This window comes from Streptomyces sp. 4F14, assembly GCF_048159485.1.
In the GTDB taxonomy this organism is placed as follows: domain Bacteria; phylum Actinomycetota; class Actinomycetes; order Streptomycetales; family Streptomycetaceae; genus Streptomyces.
Map to the genome: position 1 here is coordinate 188,843 of NZ_JBLRVY010000021.1, position 16,968 is coordinate 205,810.

Consider the following 16,968-nt stretch of genomic DNA (forward strand, 5'->3'; position numbering starts at 1 on the left):
ACCTCGTACGGAACATCGCGAACGGCCCGTCGCCCGTGGGTTATCCACAGGCGGCGGGCCGTGGTCGTGCCCAGCCGATAGTGTGGTCGCTCGTCCGAGACACCCCACTGTCCTCACCGGGCAGAGGGGTTCACCGCAGTCCATCGAACCGGGGCCCGTACCTCGATGTCCGTGCACAGCCATACGGCAGCCCGCGACGCTGCCACGCCAGAGTTCCCGCGTCACGTGGTGACCGCGGTCCTCGTCGCCCACGACGGTGCCCGCTGGCTGCCCGACGCGCTCGCCGGACTGCTCGGCCAGGAGCGCCCGGTCCAGTCCGTGGTGGCCGCCGACACCGGCAGCGCGGACGACTCCGCCCAGCTGCTCGGCGAGGCCCTCGGTCCCGACCGGGTCCTGCACCTCGCCCGGCGCACCGGCTTCGGCCAGGCCGTCGAGGAGGCCACCCGCACCGCCCCGGTCCTCACCCCCGAGGAACTGCCCTACCTCAAGCGCCCCAGCGGCTGGGACCCCGTCACGCGCACGTGGCGCGACGACGCCTACGACCTGCCCGAACTCCCGTACGGCGAACCGGTCCAGTGGCTGTGGCTGCTGCACGACGACAGCGCCCCCGAACCCGACGCGCTCGCCGAACTGCTGCGCGTCGTGGACAACGAACTGGAGCTGGGCCGCGACGACGTGGCGGTCGTCGGCCCCAAACTCCGCGGCTGGTACGACAAACGCCAGCTCCTGGAGGTCGGCGTCACCATCGCCCCCTCCGGCCGCCGCTGGACGGGCCTCGACCGCCGCGAACAGGACCAGGGCCAGCACGACCACGTCCGCCCGGTCCTCGCCGTCTCCACCGCCGGCATGCTCGTGCGCAGGGACGTCTTCGACGACCTCGGCGGCTTCGACCGCCGCCTGCCCCTCATGCGCGACGACGTCGACCTCTGCTGGCGCGCGACCTCCCTGGGCCACCGCGTCCTGGTCGCCCCCGAGGCCGTCGTCCGGCACGCGGAGGCCGCCTCCCGCGAGCGCCGCACCGTCGACTGCGGCGGCCGCACCACCGCCTCCCCGCACAAGGTCGACAAGGCCGGCGCCGTCTACACCCTGCTCGTCAACAGCCGCACCGCAGCGCTGCCCTGGGTCCTCTTCCGGATCGTCATCGGTACGGTCCTCAGGACCCTCGCCTACCTCGTCGGCAAGGTCCCCGGGCAGGCCGTCGACGAGATCCGGGGCCTGCTCGGCATCCTCCTGCGGCCCGAGCGGATCATCGCCGGACGCCGCGCGCGCGGCACCCCCGTCATCGACAAGGGCGAACTGCGCGCCCTGCTCCCACCGCCGGGCGCGACCCTGCGGGCCACCGTCGAACAGGCCGCCGGCAGCTTCCTCGACTCCTCCGACACCGACACCGCCCCCGGGCGGCACGGCGGCGGCATCGAGTCCGGGCCCGGCGGGGACGACGCGGACTTCCTGGAGATCGAGCAGTTCGCCCGCCTCAAGCGCATCGCCCGCAAACCCGGCCCGGTGCTCTTCCTCGCGCTGCTGCTGATCTCCCTCGCCGCCTGCCGCGCCCTGCTCGGCACCGGCGCGCTCGCGGGCGGCGCCCTGCTGCCCGCCCCCGCCGACGCCTCCGAGCTGTGGAACCGCTACACCGACGCCTGGCACCCCGTCGGCGCGGGCGGCACCCCCGCAGCGCCGCCCTACCTGGCGATCGTCGCCGCGCTCGCCACCCTTCTGTTCGGCTCGACCGGCCTCGCCGTCACGCTCCTGCTGGTCTGCTCGGTCCCGCTCGCCGGGTTCACCGCCTACTTCGCCTCCCGGCCCCTGGTCACCTCGCGCCTCCTGCGCGCCTGGGCGGCCGTCGTCTACGCCTTCCTGCCCGCCGTCACCGGCGCGCTCGCGGGCGGCCGCCTCGGCACCGCCGTCCTCGCGATCCTGCTGCCGCTGATCGCCCGCGCGGGCATCGCCGCCAGCGGCCTCGCGAACTCCTCGGGCGCGCGCGGCAGCTGGCGGGCCACCTGGGCGTACGCCCTGCTGCTGACGGTCGCCACCGCGTTCACGCCGATCGTGTGGCCGCTCGCGCTGGTCCTCGGCCTCGCCGTCCTCGCCGTGCGCCGCGCCGAACTCACCGCCTACGGCCCGCGCTTCCTCGCCCAGCTCGGCACCCCCCTGCTGATCCTGGCGCCCTGGTCGCTGACCCTCCTGCCGACCGGCTTCTTCCAGGAGGCCGGCCTCGACTTCGGCGCCTCCGCCGCCACCGCCCTCGACCTGCTCGGCGCGAGCCCCGGCGGCCCCGGCACGGTCAGCGGCCTGATGCTGATCGGCGTCGTCCTCGCCGCGCTCGCCGCCCTGCTGCGCTCCGAGCGGCACACCGGCGTGTGGGCGGCCTGGGCGGTCGCCCTGGTCGGCCTGGTCTTCGCGGTCCTGTCCAACGGCGACACCTGGGCGGGCCCCGCCACCCTCGTCTACGGCCTCGCCCTGCTGTGCGCCGCGATGATCGGCGCCGACGGCGCCCGCTCCCGGGTCGCCGAGCAGAGCTTCGGGTGGCGCCAGCCCGTCGCCGCCCTCATCGCCTTCGCCGCCGCAGCGGGCCCCCTGCTGATCGCCGCCGGCTGGATGATCCGGGGCGCCGACGGCCCCCTGGAGCGCCGCGACCCCGTGCAGGTGCCCGCGTTCGTCGCCGAGGAGGCCGGCACCCGCGACCAGGCCCGCACGCTGGTCCTGGACAGCGACTCCGCCGCCCACGTCTCCTACATGCTGGTGCGCGGCTCCGGCACCCGCATGGGCGACGCCGAGACCGCCTCGGCCGACGGCGAGAACAAGCAGCTCGACAAGGTCGTCGCCAACCTGGTCGCGGGCTCCGGCGCCGACCAGACCAGCGAACTCGGCAAGTTCGCGGTGCGCTACGTCCTCGTCCACAAGGGCGCCCCGCGCGAGGTCGCCCGCGTCCTGGACGCCACGCCCGGCCTCAGCCGCCTCAGCCAGCAGAACGGCAGCGCCCTGTGGCGCGTGGGCCGCGAGGTCTCGCGCGCGTCGATCGCCGCCGCGGACGGCTCCGGCACGCCCGTCGCGGTCGGCGCCGGGCCCGTCGAGATCCACACCAGGATCGAGGACGGCGAGGAGGGCCGCGTCCTGCGCCTCGCCGACGCCGTCGCCGAAGGCTGGTCCGCCACCCTCGACGGCAAGCCACTCAAGGCCGTCACCGTCGACGGCTGGGCCCAGGGCTTCGAACTCCCCGCCACGGGCGGCCGCCTGGACGTCACCTACGAGGACCCCTTCACCCACACCCTGTGGCTGTGGACGCAGGGCGCCCTCGCCCTCGTCCTCGTCGTCCTCGCCCTCCCGGGCCGCCGCCGCGACGTCGACGACGACCTCCCCGAGGCCGACGAGCAGCCCATCCCCGCGCAGGCCACCGGCGAGGGCCGCCGCGCCCGCCGCCTGCGCGACCGCGCGGAGGCCGACGAGACCACCGCACCGGAACAGGAACCCCCCGTCGCCGTCCCGCAGCAGCAGGCGTACGGCGAATGGGAGACCCCCGAGTACGCGGGCGCCGAGCAGCAGTACCCCTACCAGCAGGGGGGCTACGACCAGGGCGGCGCCCAGTACGACCCGTACCAGGCGGGCCAGTACGACCCGTACGGCTACGACGGCCAGCCGCAGCAGCAGCCGCCGTACGGCCAGGGCTACGGCGACCAGCAGCAGCCCTACGACCCCTCCTACCAGCAGGGCTACGACCAGGCGCAGCAGCCGTACCAGCGCCCCGACGGGAGCCAGCAGTGAAACGCACCACCGTGTCCCTGATCGCCGGGACGGCCGCGCTCGCCGCCGTCACCGCCTTCGCCGTCGTCCAGGAACCGGCGCAGGCCACCGCAGGCCCGGCCAAGGCGGCCGCGCGGCTGCCCGTCGAGCGCACCGGCCTGGTCTGCCCGGCGCCCAGCACCTCCGACCTCGCCGACACCGCGTACACGTCCTTCACACCGGTCACCGAAGGCACCGGCGGCAAGGGCAAGGCGACGCTCACCGGCATCGCCGAGAGCGCGCAGGGCGGGAAGACGAAGCCGGCCGGGAAGTCCGCCGTCACCCCCGGGGACCCCGGCAAGCCCGTCACCGGCGAGATCAGCGGCGGCAGCGCGCCCGCGCTCGTCGGCACCGCTGAGGGCAGGTACGCGCCCGGCTGGACCCTCCAGGCCACCACCGGCGTCGCCGCCGGCACCGGCCGGGGCCTGCTCGGCCTCGCCTGCGGGGCCCCCGACACCGAGTTCTGGTTCCCCGCCGCGAGCACGGCCGCCGACCGCACGGACTACCTCCACCTCACCAACCCGGACGACTCGGCGGCCGTCGTCGACGTCGAGCTGTACGGCCCCGGCGGCGCCCTCGACTCCTCCGTCGGCGACGGCATCACCGTCCCCGCGCACTCCAGCGAGCCGATCCTGCTGTCCACCCTCACCACCGAGAAGCTCGACGACGTCACGCTCCACGTGAACGTCCGCAGCGGGCGCGTCGGCGCCGCCGTCCAGGCCCTCGACGACAAGCTCGGCGGCGACTGGCTGACGGCCTCCGCGGACCCGGCGAACACCCTGGTCGTCCCCGGCATCCCCAAGGACGCCACCGCCGTGCGCCTGGTCGCCTTCACCCCCGACGACTCCGACGCCGACCTGAAGATCCAGCTCGCCTCGACGAACGGCCGCATCACCCCGGCCGGACACGAGACCCTCCACATCAAGGCGGGCTCCACCACCTCCGTCGACCTCGGCGACGTCACGCGCGGGGAGGCCGGTTCCCTGCTCCTGACGCCGGGCGACGTCGCCACCCCGTTCGTCGCGGCGGTCCGCGTCACCCGGGGCAAAGGCAACGACCAGGAGACCTCGTTCATCCCGGCCACCGCCCCCGTCGGCACCCGCGCGTCCGTCCTCGGCAACACCGCCAAGGGCACCACCCTCTCGGTCACCGCCCCCACGGCCACCGCCCAGGTCAAGGTCACCGCCTCGGCCGGCACCGAGGGAGGGACGGCGGCCTCGAAGACGTACACGATCAAGGCGGGCACCACCCAGGACGTCGCCCTGCCCGTCCCCGCGGGCCTGAAGGGCACCTACGCCCTGACCGTCGAAACCGTCTCGGGCGGCCCCGTCTACGCCTCCCGCACCCTGGTCTCCACCGACGAGGACGGCCCCGGCTTCACCACCCAGACCCTTCCGGACGACCGGGGGACGGTGGCCGTGCCGGACAGCACGCAGGACCTGTCGATCTTGAACGGGGGCTGAACTCCGGGTGGCGATTCGGGTGTTGATCACCCCTGAAGGGCGTATCTGACCTGCCTTGACGCATTCTTCAGATTTACGGAGGATGAGGGCTCCGCGCGCCCGGGGGCGCCCCGCCTCCGGCCGACGACGAGCACAAGGAAAAGGAACCGCATTGGTAGCGTCGACTCGCATCGTGGTGTTCGACCTGGACGACACGCTCGCCCTCTCCAAGGCGAAGATCACGCCGACGATGGCGCGGTGCCTGACCCGGCTGCTCGCCGAGAAGCCGGTCTGCATCATCTCCGGCGGCCGCTACGAGCAGTTCCGCACCCAGGTCCTGGACGAACTGCCGCTCACCCCCGAACTCGCCCAGCGCCTCCACCTCATGCCCACCTGCGGCACCCGCTACCTCCGCTGGGAGGCGGGGGAGTGGCGCAACGTGTACGCCGAGAACCTCACCGAGGACGAGAAGGCGCTCATCGTGCGCGTCCTCACCGAAGGCGCCAAGTCCCTCGGCCTGTGGGCCGAGAACACCTGGGGCGACATCATCGAGGACCGCGACAGCCAGATCACCTTCTCCGCGCTCGGCCAGCAGGCCCCGCACCAGGAGAAGGCCGCCTGGGACCCGACCGGCGCCCGCCGCCGCGCCCTGTGGGAGTACGCCTCCGAGCGCCTCCCCGACCTGGAGGTCCGCAGCGGCGGCTCGACGTCCATCGACGTCACCAAGAAGGGCATCGACAAGGCGTACGGCATGCAGCGCCTCCTCGACCACCTCGACCTCACCAAGGAGGACGTCCTCTTCGTCGGCGACCGCCTCGACGAGGGCGGCAACGACTACCCCGTGCGCGCGATGGGCGTCCCCTGCGTCGCCGTCACCGGCTGGGAGCAGACCGCCGACGTCATCGACACCCTCCTCGGCGACCACCCCGACCGCCCGGTCCCGCTGCTGGCACCCCTCGACGTACGGTGACACCCGCGCACGCGCGCGCGGCGGCCTCGCCCTCCCGCGCGCGTGCCGGTTCAGTCCTCGCCGTACCGCGGATCCACCGTCTCCGGCGTCAGCCCCAGCAGCTCGGCGACCTGCTCGACGACGATCTCGTGGACCAGCGCGGCCCGCTCGTCGCGGCCCTTCGTACGGATCTCCACGGGACGCCGGTAGACGACCACCCGCGCGTGCCGGGAGCCGGACGCCGGGACGATGCCGCCGAGCGGGACCGCCTCGTCGTTCCACGGGCCGCCGGGGCCGTCGAGCCGGGGGACCTCCAGAACCATGAAGTCGACGTCCGCGAGCTGCGGCCAGCGCCGCTCCAGCCGCTCCACCGAGTCCTGCACGAGATCGGCGAACATCTCGGCACGGCTCGCCGCGAGCGGAACCTGGGGAGGCGCGATCGGGCCGCGCATGCCGCGCCCGTGGCGGTCACGGCGGCGGGGCCCGGGGCCTGCGGCACGGGGCGGTACGGGGCTGTCCATCACTACTGAAGCGTAGTCCCCGCTCAGACCGCCGTACCGCGCTCACCGTCATGTCGCAGGATGACCATTCCGGCCAAGGTTGGGCTCGATTCGGCATCTCTCCGAGACCGCCGAGCTCATGGCAATTGCCGTGGTTTGCACCGGCTGTTGACCGGCCCCGCTCCCCGACCACCGGCCGAAAACTGGTGTTCACGCAGGTCAGCGGGGTATGACAGGAGGTGCCCGTGGGGGGTTTCCCAGCACGACACGGTGGAGTGACCTGGTGGAGAGTCGTCGCGGCCCGCTCAAGAGTGCGGTACCGTCCAACGTCGTGAGCCCTGTACGTCGCTGTTCGCGCACCGCCTGCGGCCGACCCGCCGTCGCGACGCTGACGTACGTCTACGCCGACTCGACCGCGGTCCTCGGCCCCCTCGCGACCTACGCCGAACCCCACTGCTACGACCTGTGCGCCGAGCACTCCGAGCGCCTCACCGCCCCGCGCGGCTGGGAAGTCGTACGCCTCCTCGACGCGTCCGCGCCCGCGCGCCCCAGCGGTGACGACCTCGAAGCCCTCGCCAACGCGGTCCGCGAGGCCGCGCGCCCCCAGGAACGCGCCGCGGGCGGCGCCGCCGGCCGCGCCGCCGACCCCATGGAGGTCGCCCGCCGGGGCCACCTCCGCGTCCTGCGCTCGCCGGAACCCTGACAGTCCCCGGCGATAGGCTGGCCTCTCCACGCCGCCTGACCCCGAAGGACACCCCATGCCGCTCGTCGAACCCGGTCTCCTGGACATCCTCGCCTGCCCGTCCTGCCACGCCCCCCTGACGGAACAGTCCACCGACCTGGTCTGCACAAGCCCCGACTGCGGCCTGGCCTACCCGGTCCGCGACGGCATCCCGGTCCTGCTGGTGGACGAGGCCCGCAAGCCGGAATAGAGCAGGGGCCGGGGCCCGGCAATCACGCCCCCCAGCCCGCCTAGCTGCGGGCAGTCGTGCCTCCCCCAGTGCCCGAAGGGCCTGGGAGGTACCCCCATGGGGCGGCACGGGTGGGCGCAGCGGCACCCCGCAAGCGCGGGCCGAGCGACACGCCCCCACCCCAGCCCCCCACTCAGCCGCACCCGAACCCGCACCGCCCCCCGGCCCGCACCCCACCCGCCCGCGTGGACACCCCCGGCGATCGGAGACCCGCCATGCTCGACGACTCACTCCTCGACACGCCGGAGGCCCTCGCGGAGGCCGACCGCCGAGCCCTCCTGCGCGGCGCGGCGGAAGCAGGCGCACGAGTCCGCACAGCCGCGAGGCTCACCGCAGAAGCCGGCGTACGGGACCTGAAACCGGACGGCCGCCCCCGAGGCATCCTGATCGCCGGCCCCGGCGCGGCAGCGACCTGCGTCGCCGACCTCCTCGCCACCCTCGCGGGCGCGTCCTGCCCGGTCACCCGCCTCGCCCCCACCGGAGTGGCCCCCGCCGCCGGAGCCCTCCGCTGGGACCTCCCGGGCTGGGCGGGCTCGGTCGACCTCCTCCTGATCGCCACCCCGGACGGCACGGAACCGGGCCTGGCACTCCTCGCGGAACAGGCGTACAGGCGTGGCTGCACGGTCGTGGCGGTCGCCCCCACCCGCACCCCCCTCGCGGAGGCGACCGGCGCCTCGCACAGCCTGTTCCTGCCCCTGGCGACGGCCGCGTACGACCAGGACGCGCAACCGCTCACGGCATCCGCCCCGGGCGTCCTGTGGGCGCTCCTGACCCCCTTGCTGGCCCTCCTGGACCGCATCGGCCTGATCACCGCCCCCGCGGAGACCCTGGAGCAGGTCGCCGACCGCCTGGACCACGTCGCGGAACGCTGCGGCCCGGCGGTAGCGACGTACAGCAACCCGGCGAAGACCCTCGCGGGCGAACTCGCGGACGCCCTCCCGGTGATCTGGACGGAGGGCGTCTCCGCGGGCCCGGCGGGCCGCCGATTCGCCGCGTCCCTCGCCGAACTCGCCGGCCGCCCCGCCCTGGTCGCGGAACTCCCGGAGGCCCTCGCCGCCCACAACGCCCTCCTCTCGGGCCCGCTCGCGGCCGGCGCCGACCCGGACGACTTCTTCCGCGACCGTGTCGACGACCCGCCCGCGCTGCACGCGCGCGTGGTGCTCCTGCGCGACCGCCCCAGCGGCGGCCTCAGCGCGGCTCCCGCAGCCCGTGACCTGGCCCTCGGCCACGACACGCCGATCAGCGAACTCGACCCCGAAGAGGGCACCGAACTGGAGACGCTGGCCGAGCTGATCGCCATCACGGATTTCGCCGCCGTTTACCTCGCGCTCGCCTCCGGGGCCTGATCCTGTTCCCGGCCTGAACTTCACGCAAGAGAGAACCGTATGGACCGCCTCGACAACACCGTCCGCCCCTACGCCTGGGGCTCCACCACCGCGATCCCGCACCTCCTCGGCGTGGAGCCGACCGGCGAACCCCAGGCGGAGATGTGGATGGGCGCCCACCCCGGCGCCCCCTCGCGCACCGCGCGCGGGACCCTCGTCGAGGTCATCGACGCGCACCCGCGCGAGGAACTCGGCGAGGCGGCCACCGCCAAGTTCGGCCCCCGCCTGCCCTTCCTCCTCAAACTCCTCGCCGCGGGCGCCCCCCTCTCCCTCCAGGTGCACCCCGACCTCCAGCAGGCGAAGGAGGGTTACGCCGACGAAGAGACGCGCGGTGTCCCCGTCGACGCCCCCCACCGCAACTACAAGGACGCCAACCACAAGCCCGAACTCATCTGCGCGCTCACCGAGTTCGACGGCCTGTGCGGCTTCCGCGCCCCCGAGGAGTCCGCCGCCCTCCTGGAGGGCCTCGGCGTCGACTCCCTCAAGCCGTACGCCGACCTCCTGCGCGCGCACCCCGAGGACGCGGCCCTGCGCGAGGTCCTCACGGCCGTCCTGGGCGCCGACCGCACCGACATGGCCCACACGGTCACCGAGGCCACGGCCGCCTGCGAACGCCTCGGCGGCGCCTACACGCCGTACGCCGAGATCGCCCGCCACTACCCCGGCGACCCCGGAGTCATCGCCGCGATGCTCCTCAACCACGTACGGCTCCAGCCCGGCGAGGCCCTGTTCCTCGGCGCCGGCATCCCGCACGCGTACCTCAGCGGCCTCGGCGTCGAGATCATGGCCAACTCCGACAACGTCCTGCGCTGCGGCCTGACCCCCAAGCACGTCGACGTCCCCGAACTCCTGCGCGTCGTCCGCTTCGAGGCGACCGGCCCCGGCGTCCTGCGCCCCGAGGCGTCCCCGGACGGCGAGGAGGTCTACGACACCCCGATCGACGAGTTCCGCCTCTCCCGGTACGTCCTGCCCGAGGGCACGTCCGTCCACGACCTCACCCGTGAGGCCCCGCAGATCCTGCTCTGCACGGCCGGAAGAGTCCGCGCCGGGGAGCACGACCTCGCGCCGGGCCAGTCCGTGTTCGTCACCGCCGGCGAAAAGACCGAGGTGAGCGGCGTGGGCACGCTGTTCCGGGCCACCGTGGTCGTCTGATCCGATCATCGGACCGGGGCTGTGGACAACTCCCGCGCCACGGCCCCGGGATGCTGTAGAAATGGCCCACCGGCAAAGGCCCGGCAAAGCGCTGTACGGAGACGAAGGGATCGGACGAGCAGATGAGCGCGTCAGGCGGCACCAAGGCGATCGTGGCGGCACTCGGCGCCAACCTCGCGATCGCGGTATCGAAGTTCGTGGCGTTCGCCTTCAGCGGCTCCTCGTCCATGCTCGCCGAAGGCGTGCACTCCCTCGCCGACTCCGGGAACCAGGCACTGCTCCTCGTCGGCGGCAAGAAGGCCCAGCGCGAGGCGACCCCGCAGCACCCCTTCGGGTACGGCCGCGAGCGCTACATCTACGCCTTCCTCGTCTCCATCGTGCTCTTCTCCGTCGGCGGCATGTTCGCCATCTACGAGGGCTACGAGAAGATCAAGCACCCGCACGAACTGGAGCACTGGTACTGGCCGGTGGGCGTCCTGGTCTTCGCGATCATCGCCGAGAGCTTCTCCTTCCGGACGGCCATCAAGGAGTCCAACCACCTGCGCGGCTCGCTCTCCTGGACGGAGTTCGTCCGCCGCGCCAAGGCACCCGAGCTGCCCGTCGTCCTCCTGGAGGACCTCGGCGCCCTCGTCGGCCTGATCCTCGCCCTCGGCGGCGTCGGCCTCGCCCTCGCCACCGGTGACGGCGTCTGGGACGGCATCGGCACCCTCTGCATCGGCATCCTCCTCGTCCTCATCGCGATCGTCCTCGCCGCCGAGACCAAGTCCCTGCTCCTCGGCGAGGCCGCGGGTCTGGACGAGGTCCACAAGATCGAGGCCGCGATCGTCGACGGTGACACCGTCACCCGCGTCATCCACATGCGCACGCTCCACCTCGGCCCCGAGGAACTCCTCGTCGCCGCCAAGGTCGCCGTCCAGCACGACGACACCGCGACCGAGGTCGCCGCCGCCATCAACGCCGCCGAGTCCCGCATCCGCGAGGCCGTCCCCATCGCCCGCGTCATCTACCTCGAACCGGACATCTACAGCGAGTCGGAAGCGGCCAAGGGCCCCGACCCGGAAGCGGCCCCGGGCGGCCCGACCCCGACCCCGGCGGACCACTGACGGAGAGGCTGCGGCAGGGCTGCCGCTCGGACGCCGGGCCGGGTCCAGGGGGCTGCCGACGCGGGGGCCGACTGGGGCATCGGCCGGGCGTTGCGGGCGTACCTGGACTGGTCCGGGGGGCCTGCCCGGTGCCGGCGCAGGAGTTCTGCCCGGAGCCATCGGCCGAGTGCTGCCTGGACTGGTCCACGGGTTTCCTGCGACGGGTCCACTGACAAGGTTTCCGCCCGTCGCCCGGACACATCGGGTCTGACTCATGGGCCTCGCGGGTGTCTCGGCGCGGGTTTCCGTCAGCCCGGTGCCCCGCTCGGCTCCAGGGGACCGATGACACAGCCACCACGTCGCACCCCCGTGCTGAGCCTGATGCCACAGTCCGCCCCCGCACCTCGCACCGCCCACCCTGGCACCGCTCGGCATGATCTCCGGTGCGCCCTTTTCCAGCACCCCGAAATCACCCGCCCCCCTCCGCAACACCCCAGGTGAAGCCGCGAACCCGCCCTCATCACCGGCCTCGTTCGCCCCTCGGGATCGGCTCGATCCTGTCGGAGGCGGGCTGGGCCGCCTCGAACGACCGGTGTAGCTTGGGACGGAGCCAGACGTCGCTGCTGATGGCGGTCGGGCGGTCCCACCAGGACCGGCCGAGGGAGAGAGGGCCTCCGACGGACTGCGCTGCGCGTACGCGGGCTTGCCCATGCCCCCTCGGGACGACGTGTCCCCGGGGCGCACCCCTGTGTCCGCCGCCGCGCAGACCAGCCGTGTCCACCTCTCGCCCGACACCGAGGAGCAGCAGTTCCATGACCCAGGACTTCAAGGTCGCCGACCTCTCCCTGGCCGACTTCGGCCGCAAGGAGATCACCCTCGCCGAGCACGAGATGCCGGGCCTGATGGCGATCCGCAAGGAGTACGCCGAGACCCAGCCCCTCGCCGGCGCCCGCGTCACCGGCTCCCTGCACATGACCGTGCAGACCGCCGTCCTCATCGAGACGCTCGTCGCCCTCGGCGCCGAGGTCCGCTGGGCCTCCTGCAACATCTTCTCCACCCAGGACCACGCCGCCGCGGCCATCGCCGTCGGCCCGAACGGCACGGTCGACAACCCCCAGGGCGTCCCCGTCTTCGCCTGGAAGGGCGAGACCCTGGAGGAGTACTGGTGGTGCACCGAGCAGGCCCTGACCTGGGCGAACAGCCCCACCGGCGGCCCGAACATGATCCTCGACGACGGCGGTGACGCCACCCTCCTCGTCCACAAGGGCGTCGAGTACGAGAAGGACGGCAAGGTCCCCTCCGTCGACACCGCCGAGTCCGACGAGCACCGCGTCATCCTCGAACTCCTGCACCGCACCATCTCCGAGGGCTCCCAGAAGTGGACCCAGCTCGCCTCGGAGATCCGCGGCGTCACCGAGGAGACCACCACCGGCGTCCACCGCCTGTACGAGATGCAGCGCGACGGCGACCTCCTCTTCCCGGCGATCAACGTCAACGACGCGGTCACCAAGTCGAAGTTCGACAACAAGTACGGCTGCCGCCACTCCCTCATCGACGGCATCAACCGCGCCACCGACGTCCTCATCGGCGGCAAGACGGCCGTGGTCTGCGGCTACGGCGACGTCGGCAAGGGCTGCGCCGAGTCCCTGCGCGGCCAGGGCGCCCGCGTCATCGTCACCGAGATCGACCCCATCTGCGCCCTCCAGGCCGCGATGGACGGCTACCAGGTCACGACCCTCGACGAGGTCGTCGACAAGGCCGACATCTTCATCACCACGACCGGCAACAAGGACATCATCATGGCCGCCGACATGGCCAAGATGAAGCACCAGGCCATCGTCGGGAACATCGGCCACTTCGACAACGAGATCGACATGGCCGGCCTCGCCAAGATCCCCGGCATCGTCAAGGACGAGGTCAAGCCCCAGGTCCACACCTGGACCTTCGAGGACGGCAAGGTCCTCATCGTCCTGTCCGAGGGCCGCCTGCTGAACCTCGGCAACGCCACCGGCCACCCGTCCTTCGTGATGTCCAACTCCTTCGCGGACCAGACCCTGGCCCAGATCGAGCTGTTCGCCAAGCAGGAGGAGTACCCGGTCGGCGTCTACACGCTGCCCAAGCACCTCGACGAGAAGGTCGCCCGCCTCCACCTCGACGCCCTCGGCGTCAAGCTGACGACCCTGCGCCCCGAGCAGGCGTCGTACATCGGTGTCGAGGTCGACGGCCCGTACAAGCCGGACCACTACCGCTACTGACCCGGCCGCGGGTCCCCGACCCGCGCCGAGACCGGCGGTACCGCAGAGGCAGGCCCCCGCACCCCCGTGCCGGGGGCCTGCCCCTTTGTCCCGGCCGGGACCGCCCCCCGACGGCCCGGCCAGCTCTGTCACGACCCAGGACCTCCATGCCCCGCGGCCGTTATTCGCTCCACGACCCGCACGACCACACCCCCCTCGGCGAAGAGCACTTCCAGTGCGCCCCCGGTCCCTCCGGCTGGCGGTACGTCGCCCAGCGGACCACCCCCGCGGGCGAGCACAGCGGCTCCGTCGACCTCGCGCTCGACGACCTCGGCCGCCCCATCCGCCTCGAACTCCACGCGGGCGGCTGGCAGGTCCGCGCCGCCGCCCTCGACGGGGTCACCTGGGTCCGCACCGACCCCACCGGTGCCGAGGCCACCGAAGGCAACGCCCCCGCGCACGCCTTCACCGGCACATCCCCGGCCTTCCTCGTCGCCACCGCCCGCCTCCTGCGCCTCACGCCCTCCCCTTCCGCGACCCGCGTCCGCCTCGTCTCCTTCACCGACCCGGTCCTCGCCCCCCGCACGACCGACCAGTCCTGGGCCTTCGTGAACAGCGAAACACACGCCACTGACAACGCCCCCCTCACGGTGGACGAATACCAGGTCACAGCCCTGGACACCGGCGAACAGCACACCGTCCACATCGCCGGCGACGTCGTCCTCGCGGCCCCCGGAATCGAACTGGAGGACCTCGCCTCCCCACCCTCGACGTTCACCTGACCCGAGCCCGACCGTCAGGCAGGCGGCACGAACCCGGTCGACGGCCGGTCGGCGACGGGCTGGGGCGCTTGAGGTACCTGGGACGGCCGAGGCGCCTGAGCCGCACGGGGTTCCTGGTACGCCTGAGCCCCGTAAGAAACCGCCCCTGGCCCCCCGTACACCTCGTACGGCGCACCCTGGAACGCCCGCCGGGCCTCCCGCGCCTGACGCTCCTGTGCCACCGCCGCCAGATACACCCCCGGCGCCATCCCCTCCGGCGCCGGCGCCCCCGTACGCGCCACCAGATCGTTCGCGAGGCGCTCCGCCATCCCCCAGCCGACCCGCGGGTCCAACTGGTGCGCGCGCCCGAGGTACTGCCGTATCGCGAGCCACAGCGCGTCGGGTACGGCGGACAGGTCCAGCTCGGCGAAACGGCCCGCCAGCGCGGGCGGGGGAGGCGCGAGGAAGCCGCCCCGCGCGACCGGTATCCGTTCCCGCACCACCAGGGTCCCCGCGAACACGTCGCCGAGCCGCCGCCCGCGCGCGGACACCAGTGAGGCGATCACGGCCACGGTCCCGCCCGTCCCCAGGATCTCGACCACCCCGATCGCCCCGCGCACGAGCGCGTGCCGAAACCGGATCGGCCCCCCGTCGTCCCGCACCACCCGCAGCCCGAACGCCAGCTTCCCCAGCGACCGCCCATGGCTCAGCGTCTCGACCCCGATCGGCACCCCCACCAGCACCAGCAGGAACGACGCGATGGCCAGAGCGGTCTGCGCGGCCTCGTCCAGGGAGGCGGTGGTCGCGATCAGGACGACCGTCACGACGATGTACAGCACGAAGGCCACGACGAGGTCCAGCAGGACGGCCAGCGCCCTGCTGGGCAGCTTCGCGGGCCGCAGCTCCAACGCCACCGCCTCACCCGTCACCAGCTCACTCACGTTCGCGCCCCTTCCCTGGCCTGCCCGGTGAACAGCCAGTCTGCCAAGCTGAAGGTACTTCGCGCCCCAGTACGACAAGCTGACTCCACCGACCGGTCGCCGACGAACAGCCGAGGAGCACGCACACCGATGGACCTCGACGTCTTCGTCTCCGCCCACCGCGCGGAGTGGGACCGCCTCGACGACCTCCTCAGCCGCCGGCGCCGACTCACCGGAGCGGAGGCCGACGAACTCGTCGCCCTCTACCAGCGCACGGCCACGCACCTGTCCCAGATCCAGTCCACCGCCCCCGACCCGCAACTGACCGGACGGCTCAGCCAACTGGTGGCCCGCGCGCGCAGTGCCGTGGCAGGAACCCGCCGCGCCTCCTGGAGGGACGCCACCCGCTTCCTCACCCAGGGGTTTCCGGCCGCCGTCTACCGCGCGCGCCACTGGTGGGTCCCGACGGCACTCCTCTCCACGGCCGTGGGTGCCCTCCTCGGCTGGTGGATCGGCACCCACCCGGAGGTGCAGGCGAGCATCGCCGCCCCCAGCCAACTGCGCGAACTCACCCGCCCCGGCGGCGAGTACGAGACCTACTACTCCAGCCACCCGGCGGCCTCCTTCGCCGCCCAGGTGTGGACGAACAACGCCCAGGCCGCCGCGCTCTGCCTGGTCCTGGGCATCTTCCTGGGCCTGCCGGTCCTGTGGATCCTCTTCCAGAACATGCTCAACCTGGGCGTCGGCTTCGGCCTCATGTCCTCCGCCGGCCGCCTCGACACCTTCCTCGGCCTCGTCCTCCCGCACGGCCTCCTCGAACTGACCGCAGTCTTCGTCGCCGCCGGTACGGGCCTGCGCCTCGGCTGGACCGTCATCGACCCCGGCCCGCGCACCCGCCGCACGGCCCTCGCGGAAGAGGGCCGCGCCGCCGTCGGCATGGCCATCGGCCTCGCCCTGGTCCTCTTCGTCTCCGGCGCCATCGAAGGCTTCGTCACCCCCTCCGGCCTGCCCACATGGGCCCGCATCACCATCGGCGTCACCGCCGAGGTGGCCTTCCTCGGATACGTCTGGATCCTCGGCGGACGTGCCGTCCGCGCGGGAGAGACCGGTGACGTGGAGGCCACCGAGCGCAGCGCCCGTGTCCCTACGGCCGCCTGATGTGCAAACAGGCTTGCCGAGCTGTTAGTCTCCTCTTCGCCCCACAAGAACCGTTGACACGGGTCCTGCAGGGCGGTAGATTCGAACAGTTGCCTAGAACTGGATCTGATCCGGTCGGCAGTAAGTTAGTATCTACAAAGCCTCCTGGAACTTCGATTCCAAATCAGAGGCACTCCCGATGAATTCGGAAAAGAACGGCTGGTCAGACCGGCCCGGAACTTCTGATAGAGTCGGAACCGCCGGAAAGGGAAACGCGAAAGCGAAAACCTGGAAAGCGCCGAGGAAATCGGATCGGAAAAGGATCTGATAGAGTCGGAAACGCAAGATCGAAGGGAAAAGCCCGGAGGAAAGCCCGAGAGGGTGAGTACAAAGGAAGCGTCCGTTCCTTGAGAACTCAACAGCGTGCCAAAAATCAACGCCAGATTAGTTGATACCCCGTCCTACCGGCTGTGAATGCCGGACGGATGAGGTTCCTTTGAAACAACAACAGCGAGGACGCTGTGAACGGTCGGATCATTCCTCCGACTGTTCCGCTCTTCTGTGTTGTGCACCGGATTACCGGTAAACATTCACGGAGAGTTTGATCCTGGCTCAGGACGAACGCTGGCGGCGTGCTTAACACATGCAAGTCGAACGA

The 16,968-nt window shown here is 72.4% G+C and carries 13 protein-coding genes and 1 rRNA gene; 12 read left to right on the forward strand and 2 right to left on the reverse strand.

Annotation, left to right across the window (positions count from 1 at the left end):
* Window positions 1–165 precede the first annotated feature (165 nt).
* From ACLZOT_RS32140 to ACLZOT_RS32150, 3 genes are all read left to right on the forward strand, one after another.
* The gene (locus ACLZOT_RS32140) at window positions 166–3,759 is read left to right on the forward strand and encodes a glycosyltransferase (protein ID WP_416972626.1); all 3,594 of its coding nucleotides are present in this window, start codon (window positions 166–168) and stop codon (window positions 3,757–3,759) included.
* A complete protein-coding gene (locus tag ACLZOT_RS32145; RefSeq protein ID WP_416972627.1) occupies window positions 3,756–5,240 on the forward strand; it encodes a DUF5719 family protein in 1,485 nt (494 codons plus the stop codon). The genes ACLZOT_RS32140 and ACLZOT_RS32145 overlap by 4 nt, the downstream gene beginning before the upstream one ends.
* A gap of 151 nt (window positions 5,241–5,391) precedes the next feature.
* Window positions 5,392–6,189, forward strand: a complete 798-nt coding sequence (locus ACLZOT_RS32150; protein WP_416972628.1) for an HAD-IIB family hydrolase — start codon at window positions 5,392–5,394, stop codon at window positions 6,187–6,189.
* Window positions 6,190–6,239: 50 nt separating this feature from the next.
* Here the strand turns inward: ACLZOT_RS32150 and ACLZOT_RS32155 are convergent, their stop codons facing one another.
* Window positions 6,240–6,689: a metallopeptidase family protein gene (locus ACLZOT_RS32155; protein ID WP_416972629.1), complete on the reverse strand. Its 450-nt coding sequence runs from the start codon at window positions 6,687–6,689 to the stop codon at window positions 6,240–6,242.
* 262 nt (window positions 6,690–6,951) lie between these two features.
* Between ACLZOT_RS32155 and ACLZOT_RS32160 the strand changes: the two genes are divergently transcribed.
* The 7 genes from ACLZOT_RS32160 to ACLZOT_RS32190 all read left to right on the forward strand — a co-directional run bounded on the left by ACLZOT_RS32160 (window position 6,952) and on the right by ACLZOT_RS32190 (window position 14,274).
* Window positions 6,952–7,371, forward strand: a complete 420-nt coding sequence (locus tag ACLZOT_RS32160; protein ID WP_416972630.1) for a DUF3499 domain-containing protein — start codon at window positions 6,952–6,954, stop codon at window positions 7,369–7,371.
* 55 nt (window positions 7,372–7,426) lie between these two features.
* A complete protein-coding gene (locus ACLZOT_RS32165; protein ID WP_416972631.1) occupies window positions 7,427–7,600 on the forward strand; it encodes a Trm112 family protein in 174 nt (57 codons plus the stop codon).
* A gap of 254 nt (window positions 7,601–7,854) precedes the next feature.
* Window positions 7,855–8,985 (forward strand): SIS domain-containing protein, encoded by a 1,131-nt coding sequence (locus tag ACLZOT_RS32170; RefSeq protein WP_416972632.1) that lies wholly within the window; start codon window positions 7,855–7,857, stop codon window positions 8,983–8,985.
* Window positions 8,986–9,024: 39 nt separating this feature from the next.
* Complete coding sequence (gene manA / locus ACLZOT_RS32175; protein WP_416972633.1) at window positions 9,025–10,176, forward strand: mannose-6-phosphate isomerase, class I; 1,152 nt, start codon at window positions 9,025–9,027, stop codon at window positions 10,174–10,176.
* A gap of 122 nt (window positions 10,177–10,298) precedes the next feature.
* Window positions 10,299–11,279: a cation diffusion facilitator family transporter gene (locus ACLZOT_RS32180; RefSeq protein ID WP_416972634.1), complete on the forward strand. Its 981-nt coding sequence runs from the start codon at window positions 10,299–10,301 to the stop codon at window positions 11,277–11,279.
* A 791-nt stretch (window positions 11,280–12,070) separates the two neighbouring features.
* Entirely contained in the window at window positions 12,071–13,513 is a 1,443-nt protein-coding gene (ahcY, locus tag ACLZOT_RS32185; RefSeq protein ID WP_416972635.1) for an adenosylhomocysteinase, read from the forward strand.
* Window positions 13,514–13,659: 146 nt separating this feature from the next.
* Complete coding sequence (locus ACLZOT_RS32190; RefSeq protein WP_416972636.1) at window positions 13,660–14,274, forward strand: hypothetical protein; 615 nt, start codon at window positions 13,660–13,662, stop codon at window positions 14,272–14,274.
* 14 nt (window positions 14,275–14,288) lie between these two features.
* On the opposite strand, the gene ACLZOT_RS32195 is transcribed toward ACLZOT_RS32190, so the two are convergent.
* The gene (locus ACLZOT_RS32195) at window positions 14,289–15,194 is read right to left on the reverse strand and encodes an RDD family protein (RefSeq protein WP_416972637.1); all 906 of its coding nucleotides are present in this window, start codon (window positions 15,192–15,194) and stop codon (window positions 14,289–14,291) included.
* Window positions 15,195–15,323: 129 nt separating this feature from the next.
* Here ACLZOT_RS32195 and ACLZOT_RS32200 point away from each other — a divergent pair, with 129 nt between their 5' ends.
* Window positions 15,324–16,331: a stage II sporulation protein M gene (locus ACLZOT_RS32200; protein ID WP_416972638.1), complete on the forward strand. Its 1,008-nt coding sequence runs from the start codon at window positions 15,324–15,326 to the stop codon at window positions 16,329–16,331.
* A 568-nt stretch (window positions 16,332–16,899) separates the two neighbouring features.
* Window positions 16,900–16,968 (forward strand): 16S ribosomal RNA (locus ACLZOT_RS32205); the annotation flags it as partial.